Source organism: Clostridium pacaense (genome assembly GCF_020709765.2).
GTDB lineage: Bacteria > Bacillota > Clostridia > Lachnospirales > Lachnospiraceae > Enterocloster > Enterocloster hominis.
Map to the genome: position 1 here is coordinate 16,664 of NZ_JAJFEB020000023.1, position 21,034 is coordinate 37,697.

18 protein-coding genes and 3 pseudogenes are annotated in these 21,034 nt (G+C 52.8%); 17 read left to right on the plus strand and 4 right to left on the minus strand.

Annotated features, from left to right (window positions below; translation table 11 throughout):
• The first annotated feature begins 182 nt into the window (after window positions 1-182).
• Entirely contained in the window at window positions 183-1,400 is a 1,218-nt protein-coding gene (locus LK536_RS54040) for an NAD(P)-dependent oxidoreductase (RefSeq protein WP_025482754.1), read from the plus strand.
• A gap of 147 nt (window positions 1,401-1,547) precedes the next feature.
• Here LK536_RS54040 and LK536_RS54045 read toward each other — a convergent pair whose 3' ends face one another.
• A complete protein-coding gene (locus LK536_RS54045) occupies window positions 1,548-2,270 on the minus strand; it encodes a GntR family transcriptional regulator (RefSeq protein WP_008722585.1) in 723 nt (240 codons plus the stop codon).
• Between the two features lie 351 nt (window positions 2,271-2,621).
• On the opposite strand from LK536_RS54045, the gene LK536_RS54050 reads away from it, so the two are divergent.
• From LK536_RS54050 to LK536_RS54085, 8 genes and pseudogenes are all read left to right on the plus strand, one after another.
• Entirely contained in the window at window positions 2,622-3,461 is an 840-nt protein-coding gene (locus tag LK536_RS54050) for a GNAT family N-acetyltransferase (protein WP_227796670.1), read from the plus strand.
• 31 nt (window positions 3,462-3,492) lie between these two features.
• Window positions 3,493-4,902, plus strand: a complete 1,410-nt coding sequence (locus tag LK536_RS54055) for an MFS transporter (protein WP_008722589.1) — start codon at window positions 3,493-3,495, stop codon at window positions 4,900-4,902.
• Between the two features lie 38 nt (window positions 4,903-4,940).
• On the plus strand, window positions 4,941-5,798 hold the full coding sequence (locus tag LK536_RS54060; protein ID WP_227796671.1) for an SAM hydrolase/SAM-dependent halogenase family protein: 858 nt from the start codon (window positions 4,941-4,943) through the stop codon (window positions 5,796-5,798).
• Window positions 5,795-6,631: an SAM hydrolase/SAM-dependent halogenase family protein gene (locus LK536_RS54065; RefSeq protein WP_227796672.1), complete on the plus strand. Its 837-nt coding sequence runs from the start codon at window positions 5,795-5,797 to the stop codon at window positions 6,629-6,631. The genes LK536_RS54060 and LK536_RS54065 overlap by 4 nt, the downstream gene beginning before the upstream one ends.
• A 6-nt stretch (window positions 6,632-6,637) precedes the next feature.
• Window positions 6,638-6,805: pseudogene (locus LK536_RS54070) on the plus strand (DUF6783 domain-containing protein).
• 18 nt (window positions 6,806-6,823) lie between these two features.
• Window positions 6,824-7,822, plus strand: a complete 999-nt coding sequence (gene add / locus LK536_RS54075) for an adenosine deaminase (RefSeq protein ID WP_227796673.1) — start codon at window positions 6,824-6,826, stop codon at window positions 7,820-7,822.
• Entirely contained in the window at window positions 7,813-8,013 is a 201-nt protein-coding gene (locus LK536_RS54080) for a hypothetical protein (RefSeq protein WP_331472248.1), read from the plus strand. Before add ends, LK536_RS54080 begins: the two co-directional genes overlap by 10 nt.
• Window positions 8,014-8,029: 16 nt before the next feature.
• Window positions 8,030-8,401 carry a beta-class carbonic anhydrase gene (locus LK536_RS54085; protein ID WP_331472249.1) on the plus strand — a complete coding sequence of 124 codons (372 nt, stop codon included), beginning with the start codon at window positions 8,030-8,032 and terminating at the stop codon, window positions 8,399-8,401.
• 11 nt (window positions 8,402-8,412) lie between these two features.
• Here the strand turns inward: LK536_RS54085 and LK536_RS54090 are convergent, their stop codons facing one another.
• Window positions 8,413-9,783 carry an MATE family efflux transporter gene (locus tag LK536_RS54090; protein ID WP_008722598.1) on the minus strand — a complete coding sequence of 457 codons (1,371 nt, stop codon included), beginning with the start codon at window positions 9,781-9,783 and terminating at the stop codon, window positions 8,413-8,415.
• 190 nt (window positions 9,784-9,973) lie between these two features.
• On the opposite strand from LK536_RS54090, the gene LK536_RS54095 reads away from it, so the two are divergent.
• Window positions 9,974-10,765 carry a Cof-type HAD-IIB family hydrolase gene (locus tag LK536_RS54095; protein ID WP_008722600.1) on the plus strand — a complete coding sequence of 264 codons (792 nt, stop codon included), beginning with the start codon at window positions 9,974-9,976 and terminating at the stop codon, window positions 10,763-10,765.
• A 111-nt stretch (window positions 10,766-10,876) separates the two neighbouring features.
• Here LK536_RS54095 and LK536_RS54100 read toward each other — a convergent pair whose 3' ends face one another.
• Window positions 10,877-12,436: a putative polysaccharide biosynthesis protein gene (locus LK536_RS54100; RefSeq protein ID WP_040381514.1), complete on the minus strand. Its 1,560-nt coding sequence runs from the start codon at window positions 12,434-12,436 to the stop codon at window positions 10,877-10,879.
• A gap of 384 nt (window positions 12,437-12,820) precedes the next feature.
• Between LK536_RS54100 and LK536_RS54105 the strand changes: the two genes are divergently transcribed.
• Window positions 12,821-13,342: a TRAP transporter small permease gene (locus LK536_RS54105; RefSeq protein ID WP_008722607.1), complete on the plus strand. Its 522-nt coding sequence runs from the start codon at window positions 12,821-12,823 to the stop codon at window positions 13,340-13,342.
• Window positions 13,343-13,346: 4 nt separating this feature from the next.
• Complete coding sequence (locus LK536_RS54110) at window positions 13,347-14,639, plus strand: TRAP transporter large permease (RefSeq protein ID WP_008722609.1); 1,293 nt, start codon at window positions 13,347-13,349, stop codon at window positions 14,637-14,639.
• Here LK536_RS54110 and LK536_RS54115 read toward each other — a convergent pair.
• Window positions 14,608-14,790, minus strand: a pseudogene (locus LK536_RS54115) (DUF6783 domain-containing protein). The gene LK536_RS54110 and the pseudogene LK536_RS54115 sit on opposite strands and share 32 nt — an antisense overlap.
• On the opposite strand from LK536_RS54115, the pseudogene LK536_RS54120 reads away from it, so the two are divergent.
• The 5 genes and pseudogenes from LK536_RS54120 to LK536_RS54140 all read left to right on the plus strand — a co-directional run.
• Window positions 14,707-14,931: pseudogene (locus tag LK536_RS54120) on the plus strand (DUF6783 domain-containing protein); the annotation flags it as partial. The pseudogenes LK536_RS54115 and LK536_RS54120 overlap by 84 nt on opposite strands.
• A 2-nt stretch (window positions 14,932-14,933) precedes the next feature.
• Window positions 14,934-16,751, plus strand: coding sequence for a sensor histidine kinase (locus LK536_RS54125; protein ID WP_227796674.1), 1,818 nt, complete (start codon window positions 14,934-14,936; stop codon window positions 16,749-16,751).
• A gap of 6 nt (window positions 16,752-16,757) precedes the next feature.
• The gene (locus tag LK536_RS54130; RefSeq protein WP_227796675.1) at window positions 16,758-18,488 is read left to right on the plus strand and encodes a response regulator transcription factor; all 1,731 of its coding nucleotides are present in this window, start codon (window positions 16,758-16,760) and stop codon (window positions 18,486-18,488) included.
• Window positions 18,489-18,630: 142 nt separating this feature from the next.
• On the plus strand, window positions 18,631-19,983 hold the full coding sequence (locus tag LK536_RS54135; RefSeq protein ID WP_227796676.1) for an ABC transporter substrate-binding protein: 1,353 nt from the start codon (window positions 18,631-18,633) through the stop codon (window positions 19,981-19,983).
• A gap of 149 nt (window positions 19,984-20,132) precedes the next feature.
• Window positions 20,133-21,032: a carbohydrate ABC transporter permease gene (locus LK536_RS54140; RefSeq protein WP_008722615.1), complete on the plus strand. Its 900-nt coding sequence runs from the start codon at window positions 20,133-20,135 to the stop codon at window positions 21,030-21,032.
• The last annotated feature ends 2 nt before the right edge of the window (window positions 21,033-21,034 follow it).

The window sequence follows — 21,034 nt, forward strand, 5'->3', positions numbered from 1 at the left end:
GGGCAGCAACTGGAATATCATGGGAAATTCCCCGTGATACCGTTAATTTTGCGTCAAGCTGTTCTGCAAAAAGTACACCATCGCTCTTGCAGCCGTCCTAAGGCCGTGCTATGATGGGTCTGCAAAAAACGGAATGAAGAGAAAACAGATGACCATGTTTCAAAATGAGGAGGAAACATACCATGGCAGTTCATGTAATTGACGAAGCAGATAGATGCCTTCAATGTAAAAAACCGATGTGCCAGCAGGGATGCCCCATCCATACGCCGATCCCGGCCATGATCAAGGCCCTTAAGGAAGGCGGCCTTGAGGATGCGGGAGCCATGCTGTTTGCCAATAATCCCATGTCCCTTGTGTGTTCCCTTGTGTGCAACCATGAGCGCCAGTGCGAAGGACACTGCGTCCTGGGGAGGAAAGGGCAGCCGGTTCATGTGAGCAGCATTGAGAACTATATATCGGATACATGCCTGGAGAGGATTAAGATAGACTGCGCTCCTAAGAACGGGAAAAAGGTGGCTGTTATCGGGGCAGGCCCCGCAGGCATCACCATTGCAATCATGCTGACCCAGAGGGGCTACAGCGTGACCATATTTGATTCCAGGGACAAGATCGGGGGCGTGCTCCAGTACGGCATACCGGAATTCAGGCTCCCCAAGTCCATCCTGGACCGTTATAAGAAGAAGCTTCTGTCCATTGGCATTAAGATCAGGCCCAACACCACCATCGGCGGCGCCCTGGAGATTAAGGACCTGTTCCGCGACGGATACAAGAGTATTTTCATCGGCACAGGGGTGTGGCGTCCAAAGACCCTTGGGGTTAAGGGGGAGTCCCTGGGCAATGTCCATTTTGCCATTGATTACCTGGCGAACCCGGATGCATATGATCTGGGGGATAAGGTGGCAATCATCGGCGTGGGCAATTCCGCCATGGACGTGGCCCGCACCGTAATCCGGAAAGGTTCCCGCCATGTGACCCTGTACGCCAGGGGCAGGCACTCTGACGCCAGCCTCCACGAGACACAGTATGCAATGCTTGACGGGGCAAAGTTTGAATTCTGCAAGGGGATTGTGGAAATCAATGATGACGGTCCGGTGTTTAAGGACGTATTCTATGATGAGGAGGGCAATATCACCGGGTATTCAGAGGATACGGAACAGGTTCACGTGGATTCGGTTGTCATCTCCATCAGCCAGGGGCCAAAGAGCAAGTTGGTCAACACAACGGACGGCCTGAAGGCCACCAGGAACGGCCTGCTTCAGACCTCGGAGAATGGCGCCACCACGGTGGAAGGGATATTTGCCTCCGGCGACGTGGTCCTGGGCGCCAAGACCGTGGTGGAGGCAGTGGCATACTCAAAGACAGTGGTGGATGCCATGGATGAATATATGAAGGATAAATAACCGTCCGGCGGTATGGGACTTTCCCGTCATATACGGTTTGGCTGGCTGCGTGCCTGCCGGATATGAAAGAGCAGATACCGTTCCCTTTTGGGAATCAGGTACCTGCTTTTTTTCCGTGTCTCATTCTGCATATTGGATCCCGCGACATCACTTCCTTGTGAATTCCAGATGATAATATTCCGGCAGGATATAAAACTTATACCTTGCAAAGGGCCTGCCAGCCTTGTTGGAATATATGGATTCAATCAGGATGAGAGGCGTGCCCACAGGGGTTTTAAGAAACTCCACCTCCATCTCATTGGCATAGATAAGCTTGATGGTCAGTGTTTCCTTGGCCGCATGGCAGAACACGGTTTCCAGCACCGTGGTCCTGATGGAATCCTGATTTGCTGTATTCAGATCCAGGTCAGGGAAAAAAGCGGCTGGAATCTGGGTAAAGGTATAGCCCAATATTGTTTCCTCTGATTTGTATACGCAGTTGCAGGCCAGCACGATATCGTTTTTGGAAAGCTCCAGCTTATTGCGGGCGATGTCGGTGGGGGAACCGTAGTTGTAGCTGAGGATGGTTTCCGTCACATGGCATTTCTTAGGGGACATCATCAGATTGGTAATCGGTTCCTCTGCCGTGGCCTTGGAACGCGGGGGCACAAAGGTGCCTTTGCCCTGGGACTTGATGATCAGGCCGTCCTCGTTCAGGATGGCAAGGGCCTGGCGCAGGGTATTCCTGCTGACGCCGTAGGTTTCAGACAGCGCTGTCTCGCCCGGAAGATAGGTTTCCGGGGGATAGACCCCGTTCATGATATCCGTATATAAAGAATTATAAACGCCCAGGTAGGTGGGCATTGTCTCACTGCGTAAATTAGTCTTCATCTTAGTCTCCTTTTAGCCTCCATCCAGTACTCCGTCCGGCCAGAAACCATCACATGTTGTTCAACATGTTTATATTAACATATTTTTCTTTAAACTTCAATGTAAATATCCAATCTGTCTCCTTTGTGATTCAAGATACAATTATATCTCTCCGGGATGAAACAGAAGTATATATGGGGAAATAGACACATTTTGTGAGATGTGCATAAAAATGAGACATAATACTTGTGTAAATTAATGAAAAGAATATTTTTGCCGTTCTTTTATTGACTTTAAGAAAAACTGGTGATAAGCTTTAAACAAGTTAAACATGTTGAACAAGTGAATGGAAAGCGATTGAGGGAAGCAGGAATGATAAGAAAATGCAGTGACAAGGATTACCATGTGCTGATGCGCTATCTGCAACAGGAACCGGTGTACCACACATTCATCATAGCCGATATCACAAGATACGGGTTTGATAAGGATTACCAGACCGTGTACATGCAGGAGGCAAAGGAAGGGTGCTGCGGCATTTTCCTCAGGTACTATAATAATTTCATAGTGGCGGGGGATGCCGGAGCCATTGATTACCGGGAAGCAGGTTCGCTGGTCACCGGTGGGATTACCACGGTTATGGGACGGGCGGAGCTGGTAAGCCGCATATGTTCCGGTCTGGACCGGGATTATGAATATGGACAGAAGGTGCTGTACACTTATGAAGGGAAGGCGGGGACGGCAAATCCCATAGAAGAGCCCACAGAAGAATCCATAGAAGAATCACCCACAGAGGAGCTTCCCACAGAGGAACCGCCCGCCGTCCGGCCCGCCGGTCTTGACGATGTGGACCGGATTTATGATTTCCTTATGGGAATCCCCCAGCTAAGGCCGCTGTACACCCAGAAGGCCATGATTGAGAACCGTATCCGCAGCGGTGAGGGGATTCATGTCATCATGGAAAAGGATGGGAAGATCATAGCCCATGGCAACAGCGCGGCCAGTGCGGACCTGACGGTGATGCTGGGAGGAATCGGGGTCAGCCCGGAATACCGCAGGAAAGGATATGCGTCCAGGATCATGGAAGGGCTGTGCAGGGAGATTCAGAAGGGGAAACGCACCCCATGCATTTTTGCAGGGGACGAGGCGTCGAAAGCCCTGTGTGAAAAAGCAGGGTTTGTGGAATATGGAAGCTGGGGAACGGCCCAGTTCTAAGAACTATACAAAATGGAGGGGAACCATACATATGAACAACAGACACTTATCCATCAAGGAAATTCTAGGCTATACGGTAGGATCCATCGGGGATTCCACCTGTTACAACTTCGTACTGTCATTTTTCTCATTTTTCATGATTACGGTGGCGGGGGTAAGCCCGGTCATAGCCGGGGCCATCATATCCATTGCCATTGCCTGGGACGCTGTCACGGACCCGGTTATCGGATACATGGTGGACCATTCAAAAAGCAGGAAGGGGAAGCGCAGGCCCTACATATTCAGATCCCTGATTCCCATGGGGGCGTCAATCATCTTCATGTTCATGAACGTGAACCTGCCCCAGACACAGAAAAACATATATTTCCTGGTCCTTGTCCTGGTATTCTGGACCGCCTATACCGCGTTTAACATACCGTACTATTCATTTGGTTCGGTGCTCACGGACATTGACAGCGAGCGGGTGAAGGTATCCGCCTTCCGGGAGGTCCTGGGCTATGTGGGGATATTCTGTGCAAGCTCGGTCCCCACCTTCCTGGTGGGCTGCCTGCTGAAAAAGGGCTTCGGCGACTCCCAGGCATGGCTTGCCGCCGCCGTGGTCTCCGCCGCCATCACGGTTGTCTCCATCCTTATCATGTGGAGATGCACCAAGGGAAAGGAACCCATTGAGGAAAATGTGGACGTGCCCTCCATGCACGCAAGGGACTTCTTCCGGGAAATGTGGAGCCTTATGAAAATGCGGCCTTACCTTCTGGTCATTGCCTGCGCCCTGTTCACCAATGTCTACCTTACTCTGTTTAACTCAAACCTGCTGTACTACGTCACCTTTAACATGGGGATGGGCGAGACCCAGGCTTCCGCCATGTTTACGGCCATGAATATCGTATCCATTGCATTTATCCCATTCATCACCAAGGCTGTGGCCGTATTCACCAAGACCGGGGTGTTCGTGGCATGCACCATGTTCAGCGGAATCGTGATGATCCTGGCGAAATTCGTGGATATAAACAGCGTGGTGTCAGGCTGCATATACGTGGCCCTGGTGGGAGTGGGCACATGCGCCTACTGGATGTGCGTATTTAACTTTTTATATGATGTCATTGACTATGACGAGTTTAAAAATGGTAAGAAGCGGGACGGCATCATCATGTCCTATTACTCCTTCCTGTTAAAGCTTGGGGGCGCGGTTGCAGCCGGGATACAGGGAATCCTGCTTCAGAAAAGCGGGTTCGACGCGACGCTGGCAGTCCAGCCTGAGGGCGTAAGGAGCATGATAAGCTCCCTGTTCACGGTCCTGCCCGGCATCTGCATGGTCCTTGCAAGCCTGGCAATCATCATCACACCGTTAAAGGACAGGAAGATGGAAGCCCTGAGGGCATCCCTGGAAAAAAAGAGAAATGGTGAAGAATATCCCATCGGGGAGTTCGAATCAATTCTATAGATACTGCAGTAAGACAAATAAAATGGAGGAATCAAGTTATGAAAACAAAACCAGCAATTGTAATGCAGACCGATTTTACCAAAGACATATCCGTGTGTACCATGCAGGGCGTATGCATGATGGTGGACCCGGAGCTGAGGGTATTTGACAGCACCCACGATATCAGGAGCTTTGACACCTACCAGGCTTCCACATCCCTTAGCTTTGTGGTGGATTTCTGGCCTGCGGGAACCGTATTCGTATCCGTGGTTGACCCGGGGGTTGGCACCGGCAGGAGGGCCTGTGTGGCCAGGCTGAAAAACGGCAGCTATGTGGTGACGCCGGATAATGGAAGCCTGACGCATTTAAAGAAGTTTTTCGGCATAGAGGAAGTGCGTATCATAGACGAGACAAGGAACCGTCTCCAGAAAACAAAGAAGTGCCATATATTCCATGGCAGGGACCTGTTCGCATACTGCGGCGCCAGGCTGGCCGCAGGAGTCATCACCTACGGGGAGGTGGGGGAGAGCTACCCGGTTGAGGAAATTGTGGAACATGAGATCATTCCGTACCAGGCAGACGGAGGCAGGATATCCGGCATGATAGACGCCATTGACTATCACTTCGGACTTATCTGCACCAACATACCGGCAGAGGTATTTGAGGAAAATGGAATCAGCTTTGGCGATATGCTCCATGTGGCAATCCGCAACAGGAACAGGCAGGAACCTGTGTTTGAGGGCAATGTAGCGTATGTGCCATCCTTCGGGTCGGTGGAAAAGGGGGAACCGCTGCTGATGACCAGCGAGACACTGCAGATACAGATAGCCACGAATTGTGTCAACATGGCTGAAGCATATGATATACATGAAGGTCCGGACTGGACCATGGAGATTGAGAAGGAGGTAAAGGCATGAAACCGATTATTGTAATGCAGTCTGATTTTGGAACGGACTCAGGTTTAGTTGCATCCATGCACGGAATGTGCAGGATTGTGGACAGGGAACTGGAGGTGGAGGATATCACCCACGCACTGCCTGCATTTGACGTAAAGGCTGCGTCCTATTGTTTACAGTATACCGTGCCATATTGGCCGGAAGGGACCGTGTTCGTGTCCGTGGTTGACCCGGGTGTGGGCACCAGCCGCAAGGCGTCCGTGGCCAGGCTTAAAAATGGAAGCTATGTTGTGACCCCGGACAACGGGACCCTTACATATCTCCAGGATATGATAGGAATCACGCAGATACGGGAGATTGACGAACAGAAAAACCGCTACAATAATACCAGGGATGTGCACACCTTCCATGGCAGGGATCTGTTTGCATATTGCGCGGCAAAGCTGGCCTCCGGCCTGATTACCTATGAGGAGGTAGGGGAATCCTATCCCGTGGAGGAAATCGTGCGCCATGAGGTATATGGGGCTGAGGTTTCAGACAAATATGTGAAGGCGTGCATCCAGAGCTATGACCCGTTTGGAAGCGCGGAATTATCCGTGCTGAACGTGGATTTTGCGAAGACCGGTTTTAAGCATGGGGACATGACGGATATAACCATTACCTGTGAGGGAGAGGAAGTGTTCCATGAGCGGGTTCCCTATGAGCGTTCCTTTGGATATGTGCCAGTAGGGTCCAACCTTATCTTCAATGACCTGGCTTCCTTTGTGACCATTGGCTGCAATCAGGGATACTTTGCCAGGAGATATGGCCTGGATGGGGAAAAAGAATATGTGGTGGAAATCAGGGAAGCCTGAGCGCGTTTGAAAATTGCTTTCCGTCAGCTGTGCGTCCCGCTTTGTGGGAGATTTGGCCCAAATGAGCGCGGCGTAGCGGGCTACGTTAAGTGAATTTGGGCCAAATATACCGCGAAGTGGGGCGTGCAGATGGCGGGAATGAATTTTCAAACACGCTCTAACATGCAGCCATAAGGGAAGAGAGGGGAAGATATGTGGATTGACAGCATACCGAAGGTGGAGCTGCACTGTCACCTGGACGGTTCCATTCCGGCCGATGTATTATTGCAGCTGTGCAGGAAGGGAATGGTCAGGGTTCCGCAAGCACGGGAGGATTTCCTGAAGCTGGTCCGGGCGGATGAGGAGTGCGGGAGCCTGGCCGGTTATTTAAAATCATTTGAGATTCCCCTCAGGTGCCTGAAATCAGAGGAGGCGTTCTACCAGGCGGCCTATCATACCGCCTGCGCCGCCTCCGGGGAAAATGTCAGGTATATGGAGATACGCTTTGCCCCCCTTCTGTCAGCTTCGGACGCATTGCCTGCCCAGGCAGTGATTGAGGCGGTGGCAGCGGGATTATCCAGGGCAAGGACTGAAACCGGGATCATCTGCGCCATCCTGCTGTGCGGGATGCGGCAGTTTACGGATGAGATGAACCTTAAGAACCTGGAACTGGCGAAGGCGTATCTGGGAAAGGGGGTGGCCGGGGTGGATCTGGCGGGGGATGAGGCGGCTTATCCCAACGAGCTGTTCCGGGAGTATTTTGCCAGGGCAGGAGAGGCGGGCATACCATTCACCATCCATGCAGGGGAATGCGGCAGGGCCCGCAATATTGAACTGGCTGTGGAATACGGCGCTGCCAGGGTGGGCCACGGCATTGCCATGAGAGGCAATCCCAGGCTTCAGGAACTGTGCCGTGAGAAGCATGTGGGGGTCGAGATGTGTCCAAAGAGCAACTTACAGACCGGGGCGGTTGCCGGGATAGGGGAATATCCCCTGCGGGAGTTCCTGGACAATGGCCTCCTGGTGTCCCTTAACACGGATAACCGTACCGTGACGGGAACCACGGTTTCACAGGAACTGGGGCTGATGGAGGAACATTTCAGGTTGACAAAGGAGGAAGGGAAGGCTGTCATGAAGAATGCCATACGGACTTCCTTTGCGGACCAGTGGACAAAAGAGAAGATAGCCAGGGAGATAGATTCATGGGAGTGACAGGGGAAAGCCTTTGGGACATCAGGGACGGCAGTCCCATCAGGGAAATGCTGGAGTTCAATGCAGGATTTGCCGGAAGCGGCGCAGCCCTGTCTTACCAGTCAGATAAAAGGCCCAGAAAAAAAGTGGCTGTCCTGACCTGCATGGACACCCGACTGACCGCCCCTCCTGCCCGCCGCCCTGGGACTTAAGGGCGGGGATGTGAAAATGATAAAAAATGCAGGCGGTTTAATCCTCAACCCCCTGGACAGCACGGTGCGCAGCCTGCTGATTGCAGTGCTGGAGCTGGGCGTTGAGGAAATCATGGTAATCGGCCATACGGACTGCGGCGTGCAGGGCATGGATGAGCGGACCGTGGTATCACATATGGTGGAACGGGGCATTTCCCGCAGGGCTGTCCTGGATATGAAGGCACAGGGCCTGGACTTCCATCAGTGGTTTACCGGATTTGAAAATCCGCAGGACTCTGTGCGGGATAGCGTTAAACTGCTCAGGAACCATCCGCTGATGCCGGAGGACGTGGCCATATATGGTTTTGTGATGGATATTGGAAGCGGGGAGTTAAAGAGGGCGGTTTGATTCAGGTAAACCTACCCCATGGTCCTCCTAAGCTTCCGGAAGGATATTATGAACAGCGTAACCGTGGTACATACCGCAATGGTATCCGCGATGGGCTCTGACAGGAAAACAGCAAACACCTTGTTCTCAAAAAGCCCGGGCAGCACATAGATAAGCGGGATCAGCAGGATGACCTTTCTCAGCAGGGCCAGGAACAGGGAGGTCTTGCTGTCGCCCAGGGCGATGAAGGTCTGCTGGCAGGCCAGCTGGGCGCCGAAGAGCAGGGCGGCCGCCATATAGACATGGATGGACCAGGTACTGAAGGCGGTCAGGGCAGCGTCCTTTGTAAAGATGGAGATGAACACCCCCGGTGCGAACATGCTGACAGCCCACAGCACGGTGGAATAACACATACATGTAGCCAGCAGGATCCAGAAGGTGCGGCTGACCCGGTCTATCTTCCTTGCGCCGTAGTTGAAGCTGATGATGGGCTGCGCGCCCTGGGTCAGGCCCTGGAGGGGAAGGAGGGAGAACTGCATCACGCTTCCCATGATGGTCATGGCGCCCACGGCCACGTCCCCGCCGTATTTTAACAGCGAGGTATTAAAGCAGATGTTCAGGATGCTTTCCGTGAACTGCATGACAAATGGGGCCGCGCCCAGTGCAATGGCGGGCATCAGGATATCTGCCCTGGGCCTCATATAACAGGGGCGTATCTTTAAGTAGCTTTTACCGGACAGGAGGAACAGCACCACCCAGGTGGCGGAGATGCCCTGGGAGATAATGGTTGCCAGGGCCGCGCCCCGCACCCCCATGTGCAGCCCGAACATCAGGATTGGGTCCAGGATGATGTTGCAGACAGCGCCGATGAGCACGGTAAGCATGCCTGTCTTTGCATATCCCTGGGCATTGATGAATGCGTTAAGCCCAAGGGCCAGCTGCACGAAGATGGTTCCCAGGGAATAAATCTGCATGTAGGCCCAGCCATATTCGATGGTATTGCCGCTGGCGCCGAACATCAGCAGGATGCTCCTGCCAAAGGTCAGGAAGAATACAGTGAGCACAAGGGCCACCGCAATCAGGGCAGTGGTACAGTTACCCAGGATGTTCTCAGCCTCCTCCTTCCTGCCCTTCCCAAGCATGATGGACGCCCTTGGCGCTCCGCCCATGCTCACCAGGGCGGCAAAGGCCGAGATGGCCATGATGACCGGGAATGTGACACCCACACCGGTCAGGGCGCTGGCGCCCACGCCGGGCAGGTGGCCGATGTACATGCGGTCCACCATGTTATATAAAACATTGATGATCTGGGCAGTGATGGCAGGAACAGCCAGCTTAAACAGCAGCCGTCCCACGCTTCCTGAACCCAGGTCTATTTCTTTTGCTTCTTTTGCAGAACCCATAAAAATTCAATCCTTTCCATATATAAATATCCGAATGTCTAAAAAACAGCCGTTTAATAAATATATATCCAAACCAGAAGAAAGTCAATAACGGTACTTCCGCAAATGTTTCCATACTGCTATAATGGTAACAGCCTCTTGACAGGAGCGCGTGTTTTCGGGAAAACGGGGCGGAAAGGAAGGAAAGGACATGGTTAAGGCGATATTTTTTGACATAGACGGTACGCTGAGAGGATTTAATCAAAAGGGGATTTCAGAGGATACCAGACATGCCCTTGACAGGGCAAGGAATGCGGGGATACGGCTGTTCATTGCGACGGGCCGCCATTTCCTGGAGGTGGAATCGGAGAACCTGCTGGAGGGACTGGCATTTGACGCGTATATTACCCTGAACGGCCAGTACTGCTATGAAGGAACCCCTGGCCGTCCGGTCATCTATAAGAACCCTATCCCACGCAGCCAGATTGCCATCCTTCTTAAGATACTGGAAGGGACACCATTTCCCTGTCTGTTCATGGAAGCGGAAAACTGGTATCTGAACTACGTGGATGAGCGTGTGATCCGGGTGCAGGATGGGATCGGAACCAGGATTCCTCCGGTGGGGGATGTAAGGCAGGCCCTGGAACATGATATATACCAGGTAATCCCCTATCTTAATGAAAGGGAAGCCGTCAGGCTGGCAGCCTTCCTGCCGGAATGCGGGTATACGGTATGGCATGACGGGGAAGGCGTGGATTTAACCCCCAAGGGCGGAGGCAAATGCTCAGGCATCCGGGAAGTGATTGCCCGGTACGGGATTGAACCTGAGGAAATGGCGGCCATTGGGGACGGGAATAACGATGCGTCCATGCTTGCATACGCAGGCATTGGTATCGCCATGGGCAATGGGACCAGAAAGGCCCTTGAGGCCGCGGATCATATCACTGGCAATGTGTGGGAAGGCGGTCTGGCCCAGGCAATCGATTATCTGCTGTCACAATAAAACAGTCCATTGGAGGAGGGAGTGCCCCCCTCCTTTTCTTATGGTAGTGATTACCCTTACGGAAGCGGCTGCCCTTACAGAAATGATTGCCCTTACGGAAGCGGCTGCCCTTTACGGAAGCGGTTTCCTTTTATGGAACAGCAGAAGCAGCCCCATATAGCAGAGGCACAGGAACAGGATATTCACTGCTGTCTCGACAAAGAGCGGCAGGCTGCCAAGAGAGGCTGCCACACAGGAGAATGCCAGGTACATCCCAATGGATATGAGAAGGAGGATGACCGGTTTCACAATCATGTTGGCCGTGTCCCAGTGGAAAGGGACCTGCCGTTTCACTGCCAGGAAACTCATAAGCGCCAGGGCCAGCTCGCTGGCCAGCATCCCCCAGAGATAACCCTGGATCCCAAACCTTGGAATGGCAAAAAGCACAAAAGCCAGCCGTATGACCATGGCCCAGACATTCTGGAAAAACGTGACCGAGGTTTTCCCAAGTCCGTTTAAGATGCTTCCCATGGTGGTGGCCAGATACATGAACGGGCACAGCCATGACAGAATGGTGATGAAGGTGCCTGCATTCTGGTCATGGAACACGCCCACGCCCAGCTGGTTACCGAATAGGGTGAAGATGCCGATGCACAGGACCCCCATGTAGCAGCTGTAGCGCAGGGACATGGAAATCATGGAGGAGATACGCCCCTCGTTGCCGTCCGCCTGGGCCTGGGCAACCGTTGGAAGCAGCAGGACGGCCATGGAATTGGTGATGGCGGAGGGGAACAGGATGAACGGCAGGGCCATGCTGGTGAGCACGCCGTATATGGACAGGGCCTCTGAGTTGGTGAGGCCGGAACTCATCAGCTTGTTGGGAATCCAGATTGCCTCGGCGCTGCCAAGGACATTGAGTATCAGCCGGTTGCCCATCAGTGGAAGGGCCAGGGCCATCAGTGGGGCGGCTGTTTCACGGAAGGAGAGGGGGATTGCCTTCCTTATCTTATTACCCTCCGTTCCGGCAGGCGGGAAGAATCCAAGGCAGAATACGGTAAATGCAGCCGAAGCCATTTCCCCGATTAAATGACCGTATACCGCAAGGCTGACCGTGATCTCACGTCCTGAATCCAGCCAAACGCCGGCCATAAGGAACACGGCACCCATGCGGATGACCTGTTCCGCCACCTGGGAGAACGCGGGCACCCTGGCCTTCTGCATGCCATAATAATAACCGTTGATACAGGCGTGGAGGGCTGCAAAGGGCACGGACACGGCCATCACGGGCAGGTAAGGGGCGCACCTTGGTTCTAACAGGAACTTTTCCGCCAGGAAACCTGCGTTGCCGTAAATACCCCAGGCCAGGAGGAATGACATGCCCATGGCAATGACCAGGCCTGTCTTGAACACGGCCTTGCCCCGGGCCTGGTTGGCGGCCACGTACTGGGACAGCGCGGTCTGGATGGAGCCTGCGCACACCGCAAAGCAGATGCTGAATATGGGATGTACCATATTGTAAATACCCAGCCCCTCTGCGCCAATGGTCCGGGACATGAATATACGGTAAAAAAATCCCAGGATACGGCATATGAACCCCGTTGAGGTGAGGAGCAGTGTTCCTGTAATGAATGCCAGCTTCCGTGGGGAGAGGCGTTTGGATATGTTTGAAGATGGTGTTAAGGACTCCTTCATGAGAACTCCGGGAAATGGGAATTATTAAAAGTATATTGGGAGCGGGCGGGTTTTATGACATTCCAGGTCCCCTTCCCGGTACATTAAGAAATCATAAGGACAGCATAAGAAAAGCATAAGGATAGCTAAAAAGGGCACGCTGCAGCATTAAGATACCATAAAAATAGTGTTAAAATATTGTTAATAATAACCTGTTAAAATTTCTTAACAGGCATATTTTTTGTGCACAATATATAAAAAAGATAAAATTTTACTAAAATTCACAAAAACTTACGGTAGGACAGTCCCGCCATCTCCTTTATAATATTTTTATAATGACTTAGTCAGTAAGAGCTCGCTGCGGTCAGGTTTCTTAATGCCATCATCAAAAGAAGGGAGAGTGCCATGTCATCTCTGTTTCAAACCATTGACAAGATCAAACCTGTATATGACAGGACCTATGCATTCGTCATGTTCCTGTGCAAACTGCTCCTCACCGTGGATATCCTCATCACCTGTATGGCGGTTGCCGGACGTTACATACCGTTTATCCCGGACCCGGCCTGGAGTGAGGAGGTTGTGCTGACTTGTATGGCCTATATGGCAGTGCTGTCTGCCGCCCTGGCCATCCGCAGGAATGCCCATATCCGCATGACTGCCTTTGACACCTATCTGCCAAAGCAGGTGGTGCGGGCCCTGGATATCCTCTCGGACGCAGCTGTCCTTGTGCTTGCAGTCATCATGATTACCGTGGGCTGGAAGTATGCAAAGGGCATTGGCTCCAAGGGCTTCTATGTGAGCATGCCCTGGCTGTCCAGGTTCTGGATGTATTTCCCGGTTCCCCTGGCAGGCGTGGCGATGCTGATATTTGAGCTGGAAGCCCTGTATAACCACATAAAAGCAATCTGCACCAGAGAGGAGGAATGATCATATGGGCGGTGGGAATACTGCAATCCTGATTTTACTTGCAAGCTTTTTTGCCATGATATTACTGAGGTTCCCCATTGCGTACGCAGTGGCCCTTTCCTCTGTGCTCTGCCTGCTCTACCAGGGCCTCCCCCTGGCAGCCATCTGCCAGCAGATGGTGAAGGGAATCAGCTCCTTCAGCCTGATGGCGGTACCGTTTTTCATTGTAATGGGCTGTCTCATGGGCTCGGGAGGCATCTCTGAGAAACTCATAGCCCTGGCCGATGCCTGTGTCGGATGGATGCGGGGCGGCATGGCCATGGTGAATATTGTGGCATCCTATTTCTTTGGAGGGATTTCCGGTTCCGCTGCGGCGGACACGGCCTCCATCGGTTCCATCCTGATTCCCATGATGGTGGAACAGGGTTATGACGATGACTTTTCAACTGCGGTCACCATCACCTCCTCCTGTGAGGGGCTTCTGGTGCCTCCCAGCCACAATATGGTCATCTATGCAACCACGGCCGGAGGCGTTTCCGTAGGAAGCCTGTTCCTGGCAGGGTACATACCGGGCGCGCTGCTGGCGGTTTCCCTGATGATAGGTTCCTATATCATTTCCGTGAAGCGCAATTATCCAAAGGGCGACCCGTTCAGCATTTCCAACCTTTTAAAACAGCTGAGTGTGTCCTTCTGGGCCCTGGCGGCCGTGCTGATCGTGGTGGTAGGCGTGGTGGGCGGCGTGTTCACTGCAACTGAGTCGGCTGCCATTGCAGTCATCTACAGCCTGGTTGTCAGCGTGTTCATCTACCGGGGACTTGACTGGAAAGGCGTGTGGCGGGTCATGGGAGAGTGTGTGGACACACTGTCCATTGTGCTGATCCTCATCGCGACCTCCAGCATATTCGGTTACTGCCTGACCCGTCTCCATGTTCCGGTGATGGCTGCAGGCGCCATAACAGGTTTTACCAACAACCCCATCATCCTGGCCCTGCTGCTGAACCTGATCCTGCTGATTCTTGGCTGCATCATGGACATGGCCCCCATCATACTGATAGCTACGCCAATCCTGCTGCCCATTGCCACCTCCATCGGACTTGACCCGGTCCAGTTCGGCATCATGGTAGTGTTAAACTGCGGCATCGGCCTTCTGACCCCTCCGGTGGGCGCCGTGCTCTTCATCGGCTCCGCCGTCTCCAAGGTGCCCATGGAGCGGGTGGTGAAGGCCACCCTGCCGTTTTACCTGTGCATGGTCATCACCTTGCTGCTTATTACGTTCATCCCGGCCATCAGCCTTTGGCTGCCCCAGGTGCTGGGCTAGAGCGTGTTTGAAAATTCATTCCCGCCGTCTGCACGCCCCACTTCGCGGTATATTTGGCCCCGATTCAGTCAGCGTAGCCCGCTACGCCTCCATCATCGGGACCAAATCTCCCACAAAGTGGGACGCACAGCCGACGGAAAGCAATTTTCAAACACGCTCTAGGATTACAATCATAATCATACTTGAGGGCTGTCCCGGCGGGGCAGCTCTTTTTTCAGTTGTTTGCAAGAAACAGGGCGCATGGTATAATAGAGGGAAGCCCATCGCAATGGGACAGGCGTACGGGAGGTAGTCATGAAGGAACTCATATGGGGAAAAACGCTGCGCTCGCGGCTGATACGGTACAATTTTTTCATTATCTGCGTCATTGCCATATTTGTCAGTGTGTGCACTTACATAACGGCCAGCCGCAAGACGCTGGAGGTGGCTAAGAACTCGCTGCAGCACCAGGTGGAGGGGGTATCCTACCGCTACCAGCTGGCCTATGAGGAAATGATCAACATCGTGCTCAACTGCACGGAGCGTGGGACCTTCAACCTGGGGGAAGTGGGCAGGCAGACAACGCCTGCGGCCAGGAAGAAGGGGCTGGATTATGCGGAGCGCATCAAGGATTACTGTGCAATCACGGAGTACGGGGACTATATTGTGAAGCTGTCCGTCTTTGACGACAGGGGGAGCCTTGTGCAGACAGGCACCTCCTTTGGAAGCACGGAGGATGCCAGGGAAATATTAAAAGGCGGCTGGCTGGAGGACGAGCTGTTAAAAACAATGGACAGCTATGAGCTGGACCTGGTGCCCAACCCGTTTTTCCAGCATGAGGGAAATGTGCTCCCCATTGCCAGGACCCTGGGCAGCAGCGCCGCGCCTGGGGGCTGGGTGGTGTTAAGCCTTTCCACCCAGCTGTTCCAGGATATGCTGGAGGATGCGGGCGGCGGCCAGGAAGCCGTGGTGGTGACCGGGGACGGCAAGCGGGTGGCTTCCCTCTACGAGCCGGAGGAACACAGGGAGGAGAATGACAGGATCATCCGAGGCCTTCTGGACTCCGGGAAGGATAAGGGGCTTCTTGAGATGAAGGTCCACGGGAAGCAGAGCCTGGTGGCTTTTGAAAAATACCAGCGCAGCGGTATCCTGGTATATGAGAACCTGGCCCTGGACAGCCTGACCAGCGACCGCCTTATGATCATCCAGACCGTCATCATCATGTTCGCGGCCTGCCTGATATTCGGGTTCATCCTGTCCGTGCTCATCACCAACCAGATTAAGAAGCCCATTGACCGCCTGGTCAGGCACATCGGGGATGTGGCGGCCGGGGACTTTACAAGGGATCCTGATATTGAGGGCGAGGACGAAATCGGGACCGTGGGCAAGGTGGTCAATGACATGTCCCAGCAGATTGACGGACTGATGGCGGAACGGCTGGAGAATGAAAGGGAAAAGGGCGTGCTGGAACTGAAAATGCTTCAGGCCCAGATCAATCCCCATTTCCTCTACAACACCCTGGATTCCATCCGCTGGATTGCCGTCATCCAGAAAAACAGCGGCATTGTGAAGATGGTGACCGCCCTTTCCGGCCTGTTAAAGAACATGGCTAAAGGCTTTGACGAGAAGGTCACCCTTCAGCGGGAACTGGATTTCCTGAACGATTATGTGACCATTGAAAAGGTGAAATATGTGGAGCTGTTCGACCTGGAGGTAAAGGTGGACGATCCGAAGCTTCTGAACGCCATGGTAATCAAGCTGACCCTTCAGCCCCTTGTGGAAAATGCCATCTTCAACGGCATTGAACCAAACGGCAAACACGGCACCATCCTGATCCGCGCATATGAGGAAGAAGGATGCCTGCTGATCCAGGTAAGGGATGACGGCCGGGGGATACCGAAGGAGAAGCTTGCCGCCATCCTGGACAACACGGAAAAGGTCAAGGGCAATACCATGAGCGGGATCGGCCTTCCCAATGTGGAGCGCCGCATCAAGCTGAATTACGGGGAGCAGTACGGCCTCACCATTGAGAGCGAAGAGGGGAAATATACGGAAATCACTGTTAAGATACCCCTGGAATATGATACAATCGTGGGGCGGGGGGATGGAACCGATGAAAAAGATAAGGGGTAATGAGATATGTACCGTGTGATGATAGTTGATGATGAACCGTTGATCCTGGCCGGGATTGCATCCCTGCTGAACTGGGAGGAGCACGGCTGTACCGTGGGGGCCAGGTGCGCCAACGGCCAGCAGGCCCTCAGGCAGATGGAGGAACAGAAGCCGGATATCGTTATAACGGATATCAAGATGCCGGGCATGGACGGGATTGAGCTGATGAAGCAGGTCAAGGACAAGGGATGGGACGATGTCATCTTCATCCTGCTGACCAACCTGGAAGAGTTCAGCCTGGCCCGCCAGGCCATGAGCCTTGGGGCAGTGGAATATCTGGTGAAGATGGAACTGACAGAGGATAAGCTGGCTGACAGCCTGAAGGCGGCCGTGGCCCGGCGTGAAATGAAACGCAAGGCAGAGGCGGCCGATACCGTCATGGCCCGGTCGGAGGAGGACATACTGAAAGAGTATATAGAGGGACTTCTCATCGGGCGAGGGGAGATGGTCAATGGGGATGGTACGGGGATAGGACGCGATGTGGATATCCGGGCCGATGCAGATACCTGGGGTAATGCAGATACCCGGGCGGATGCAGATACCCGGGTCAATGCAGATATCCGGACCGATGCAGACCGGACGGCTTCTGGTACCATCCCTGTATTCCGGGAACCAATCATGGCCATCATCAGTTTCAACTATGGTTATGAGGGATTTTCCTCTGATTTCACAAGGGAGGACCAGAAGAAGGTAATCTCCTTTGCGGAAAATATCATCGGGCAGATGGTAAAAGGTTATTTTGACCACAGCTGCCTGGTGCGCAGGGAACTGACCAGCCTGGTGCTGGTGGTTTCGGCAGAGGGCATGCCGGATTACAGGGAGCAGATGAGAAGCCTTGGGGAGAAAATCATTTCCGTGGTAAAGGACTACTTCGAAGTGTCCGTGTCCGTACATGTCAGCACCAGGAAGGAGAGCCTTGAGGACTTTGGCGAGCTTCTGTATGAGGCCATGAGCGCGGCCAACCATTATTTTTACTGCTTTGCTGACCCGGTTGTGTTTTATTCGGCTGAGTGTGAGACAAGCGCCAGACATACGGCAAGCTTCCATATCGGATTCCTGAAAAAGGATCTGTCCCAGGCCGTTGCCATGAATGACAGTGCCGCCCTGGAGGGGATACTGGACCAGGTGGTATGCCTGTTAAAGGAAAACAACCCCTCCAGGCAGCAGGCCGTGAACGCCTGTGCAAACCTGTATTTTTTCCTGGCCTCCTTTTTTGAGGAAGGGGAGGAAGAGGATTTCCCCTATGAGGTCAATATCATGGAAAAACTGGGGAGGCTTGGGACCCTGGGCCAGATCATACAGTGGATTAACTGGTTTAAGGCAGCCGTTTCCTCCATTTTAGAACGCCGCAGGGACACGCGGGTGGATAAGATTGCGGAGATGGTGCGGGAATATGTGATGGAGCACTATAAAGAGCGCATAACCCTGGGCCAGGTGGCGGAAGCGCTGAACATCAGCCAGGGATATTTAAGCACTGCCTTTAAGAAACAGTCCGGGGAATCATTTACCAGCTATGTGTCCGCCATTAAGATAGAAAAAGCCAAGGAGCTGATAGAAGGCCATCAGTATATGATGTATGAGATATCGGACCTGCTGGGCTTTGACACGCCCTTTTATTTCAGCAAGGTATTCAAGAAAGTCGCGGGGATTTCGCCGAAGGAGTACGAGGCCCAGTGCCTGAAGCAGAAAAAATTATAAAAACATGAAAATTTTACATGTAAAAATCATGCCCACCTGAAAATTTTGCAAAAAGTATGTTGAGGGTGGATTCGGTTCATAAAACCTTTCTGGTATGATTATATCAAGATTTGAAATAACAAATTTTAAGGAGGGTTTTATTATGAAATTAAAAAAGACAGTGGCACTGGCATTGGTAACAGCCATGACAGCAACCATGGCAGCTGGATGCGGCGGATCATCATCGGATAAGGGCGCTGCACCGAATACCACGGCGGCAGGAAGCGAGGCAGCGGACAGCAAGGAGACAAAGGCGCCTGAAACCGGCACAGGGGAGAAGCAGAAGCTGACCGTGTCTGTCTGGGACAATGACGCTACCCCGCAGTTCACTTCCGTTACAAAGGCATTTAATGAGAAATATCCGGACGTGGAGGTTGAGTTCATTGACGCCCCGTCTGATGAATATAACAACAAGGTAACGGTCATGCTGGCTGGCGGCGATTCTGACCCGGATGTCATATTCGTAAAGGATACAGAGAACCAGGTAACCATGAAGGATAAGGGACAGATCATGAACCTGGATGAATATATTGCAAAGGACGGCATTGACCTTGGGATGTATAACGGGGTTGCGGACCAGTTAAAGATGGACGGCAGCAGCTATACGCTTCCATTCCGTAAGGACTGGTACATGCTGTACTACAACAAGGATTTATTTGACAAGGCAGGTGTGGAATACCCATCCGCTGACATGACATGGGATGAGTATGAGGAACTGGCTAAGAAGATGACAAGCGGCGAGGGAAGCAGCAAGGTATACGGAACACACAACCACACATGGCAGGCCCTGGTTTCCAACTGGGCTGTACAGGATGGGAAGAATACCCTTATGAGCGAGGACTACAGCTTCTTAAAGCCATACTATGAGCAGGCTTTAAGGATGCAGGACGAAGGCGTGCTGCAGAGCTATGCCAACTTAAAGACAGGCGGCATCCACTACATCAGTGTATTTGAGCAGCAGCAGTGTGCAATGCTTCCCATGGGTTCATGGTTCATCGGGACCCTGATCCAGGATAAGGATGCAGGCAAGTTTGACTTTAACTGGGGCGTTACAGCCATTCCCCATCCGGCTGACACCAAGGCCGGTGCAACCGTTGGTTCCACCACACCGGTTGCAATCAATGCAAAATCCGATGTGCCTGACCTGGCATGGGAGTATGTGAAGTTCGTCACCGGCGAAGAGGGCGGGGAAGTCCTGGCCGACAACGGTATCTTCCCGGCAGCAGAGTCCGAGGCCATCAGCAGCAGGCTGGCCGCAATCCCAGGATTCCCTGAGGACAGCCAGGATGCGCTCAAGACCACCAGCTGGGTCCTGGACCGTCCGCTGGATGCCAAGATGGCAGCCGTAAGGAAGGTTCTGGAAGAAGAGCATGACCTGATCATGATTGGCGAGGAAGATGTGGATACCGGTATTGCCAACATGAACCAGAGGGCCCAGGAGGCAAGGGAAGACTAAGGATTCACGGGATAAAACAAAGAGCGTCTGATTATTCAAACACGCCCTGGTTTAAGGGCGTGGCACGCGCTGACGTGCTGACGGAGGTTGGACGCTCTTTTTGTGCCTTAAAATAAGTGTGTAAGCGTGTTTGAATAAGGGATATGGTGATGGAAATGACAGGAAAACAGAAAAAAGCATTGAAGAGGAACGCCATTGGCTACTCTTTCATACTTCCGAATTTTATCGGATATTTTATCTTTATATTTGTTCCGGTAATTCTGACCTTTGTATTATGTGTGATGAAGTGGGACGGCTCCAGCGCGCCCATGGAGTTTGTAGGGCTTAAGAATTTCGTGAAGCTGTTCCATGACAGCGGCTTTCGGATTTCAGTCAGCAACACCCTCTTTTATGCGGTCTTTACCGTTCCCCTTACCATGGTGGCGGCCCTTCTGATTGCAGTGCTGCTGAATTCCAAGATTAAGGGAATCGTGGTTTACCGTACCGCGTTCTTCTTCCCCTATGTTGCCTCGCTGGTGGCGGTGGGCGCTGTCTGGAACATGCTGTTCCAGCCTGAGTTCGGCCCGGTTAATGAATTCCTCAAGTTCGTCGGCGTTGCCAATCCGCCTAAGTGGTGCGCGTCCACGGACTGGGCCATGATTGTCATCATCATTGTCAGCGTGTGGAAGTACATGGGGTATTACATGGTGGTGTACCTGGCCGCCCTTCAGGGCATTTCCCAGGACCTGTACGAGGCAGCCAGCATTGACGGGGCCACCGGCTTTAAGAAATTCCGCTATATCACCATTCCCATGCTTAAACCCACCACCTTCTTTGTCATCATCATGATGACCATCCAGTGCTTCAAGGTATTTGACCTGATTTACGTCATGACGGGGGGCGGCCCGGGACGTTCCACCAATGTGCTGGTGAACCATATCTACAACGCGGCCTTTGTGGACTTCAAGTTCGGATATGCAAGCGCAAGCGCCCTGGTGCTCTTTGCCATTGTGCTGGTGGTGACCCTGGTACAGTTCCAGGGTGAGAAGAAGTTTACGGATTACGTATAGGA

Bases quoted from the DNA above. Each gene is read 5' to 3' on its own strand.
- LK536_RS54085 (WP_331472249.1), top strand. From the start codon at position 8,030: ATGATAAAAAATGCAGGCGGTTTAATCCTCAACCCCCTGGACAGCACG.
- LK536_RS54060 (WP_227796671.1), top strand. From the start codon at position 4,941: ATGAAAACAAAACCAGCAATTGTAATGCAGACCGATTTTACCAAAGAC.
- LK536_RS54040 (WP_025482754.1), top strand. From the start codon at position 183: ATGGCAGTTCATGTAATTGACGAAGCAGATAGATGCCTTCAATGTAAA.
- LK536_RS54095 (WP_008722600.1), top strand. From the start codon at position 9,974: ATGGTTAAGGCGATATTTTTTGACATAGACGGTACGCTGAGAGGATTT.
- LK536_RS54105 (WP_008722607.1), top strand. From the start codon at position 12,821: ATGTCATCTCTGTTTCAAACCATTGACAAGATCAAACCTGTATATGAC.
- LK536_RS54125 (WP_227796674.1), top strand. From the start codon at position 14,934: ATGAAGGAACTCATATGGGGAAAAACGCTGCGCTCGCGGCTGATACGG.
- LK536_RS54080 (WP_331472248.1), top strand. From the start codon at position 7,813: ATGGGAGTGACAGGGGAAAGCCTTTGGGACATCAGGGACGGCAGTCCC.
- LK536_RS54110 (WP_008722609.1), top strand. From the start codon at position 13,347: ATGGGCGGTGGGAATACTGCAATCCTGATTTTACTTGCAAGCTTTTTT.
- LK536_RS54065 (WP_227796672.1), top strand. From the start codon at position 5,795: ATGAAACCGATTATTGTAATGCAGTCTGATTTTGGAACGGACTCAGGT.
- LK536_RS54050 (WP_227796670.1), top strand. From the start codon at position 2,622: ATGATAAGAAAATGCAGTGACAAGGATTACCATGTGCTGATGCGCTAT.
- LK536_RS54135 (WP_227796676.1), top strand. From the start codon at position 18,631: ATGAAATTAAAAAAGACAGTGGCACTGGCATTGGTAACAGCCATGACA.
- LK536_RS54140 (WP_008722615.1), top strand. From the start codon at position 20,133: ATGGAAATGACAGGAAAACAGAAAAAAGCATTGAAGAGGAACGCCATT.
- LK536_RS54055 (WP_008722589.1), top strand. From the start codon at position 3,493: ATGAACAACAGACACTTATCCATCAAGGAAATTCTAGGCTATACGGTA.
- LK536_RS54130 (WP_227796675.1), top strand. From the start codon at position 16,758: ATGTACCGTGTGATGATAGTTGATGATGAACCGTTGATCCTGGCCGGG.
- LK536_RS54045 (WP_008722585.1), bottom strand. From the start codon at position 2,270: ATGAAGACTAATTTACGCAGTGAGACAATGCCCACCTACCTGGGCGTT.
- LK536_RS54090 (WP_008722598.1), bottom strand. From the start codon at position 9,783: ATGGGTTCTGCAAAAGAAGCAAAAGAAATAGACCTGGGTTCAGGAAGC.
- add (WP_227796673.1), top strand. From the start codon at position 6,824: ATGTGGATTGACAGCATACCGAAGGTGGAGCTGCACTGTCACCTGGAC.
- LK536_RS54100 (WP_040381514.1), bottom strand. From the start codon at position 12,436: ATGAAGGAGTCCTTAACACCATCTTCAAACATATCCAAACGCCTCTCC.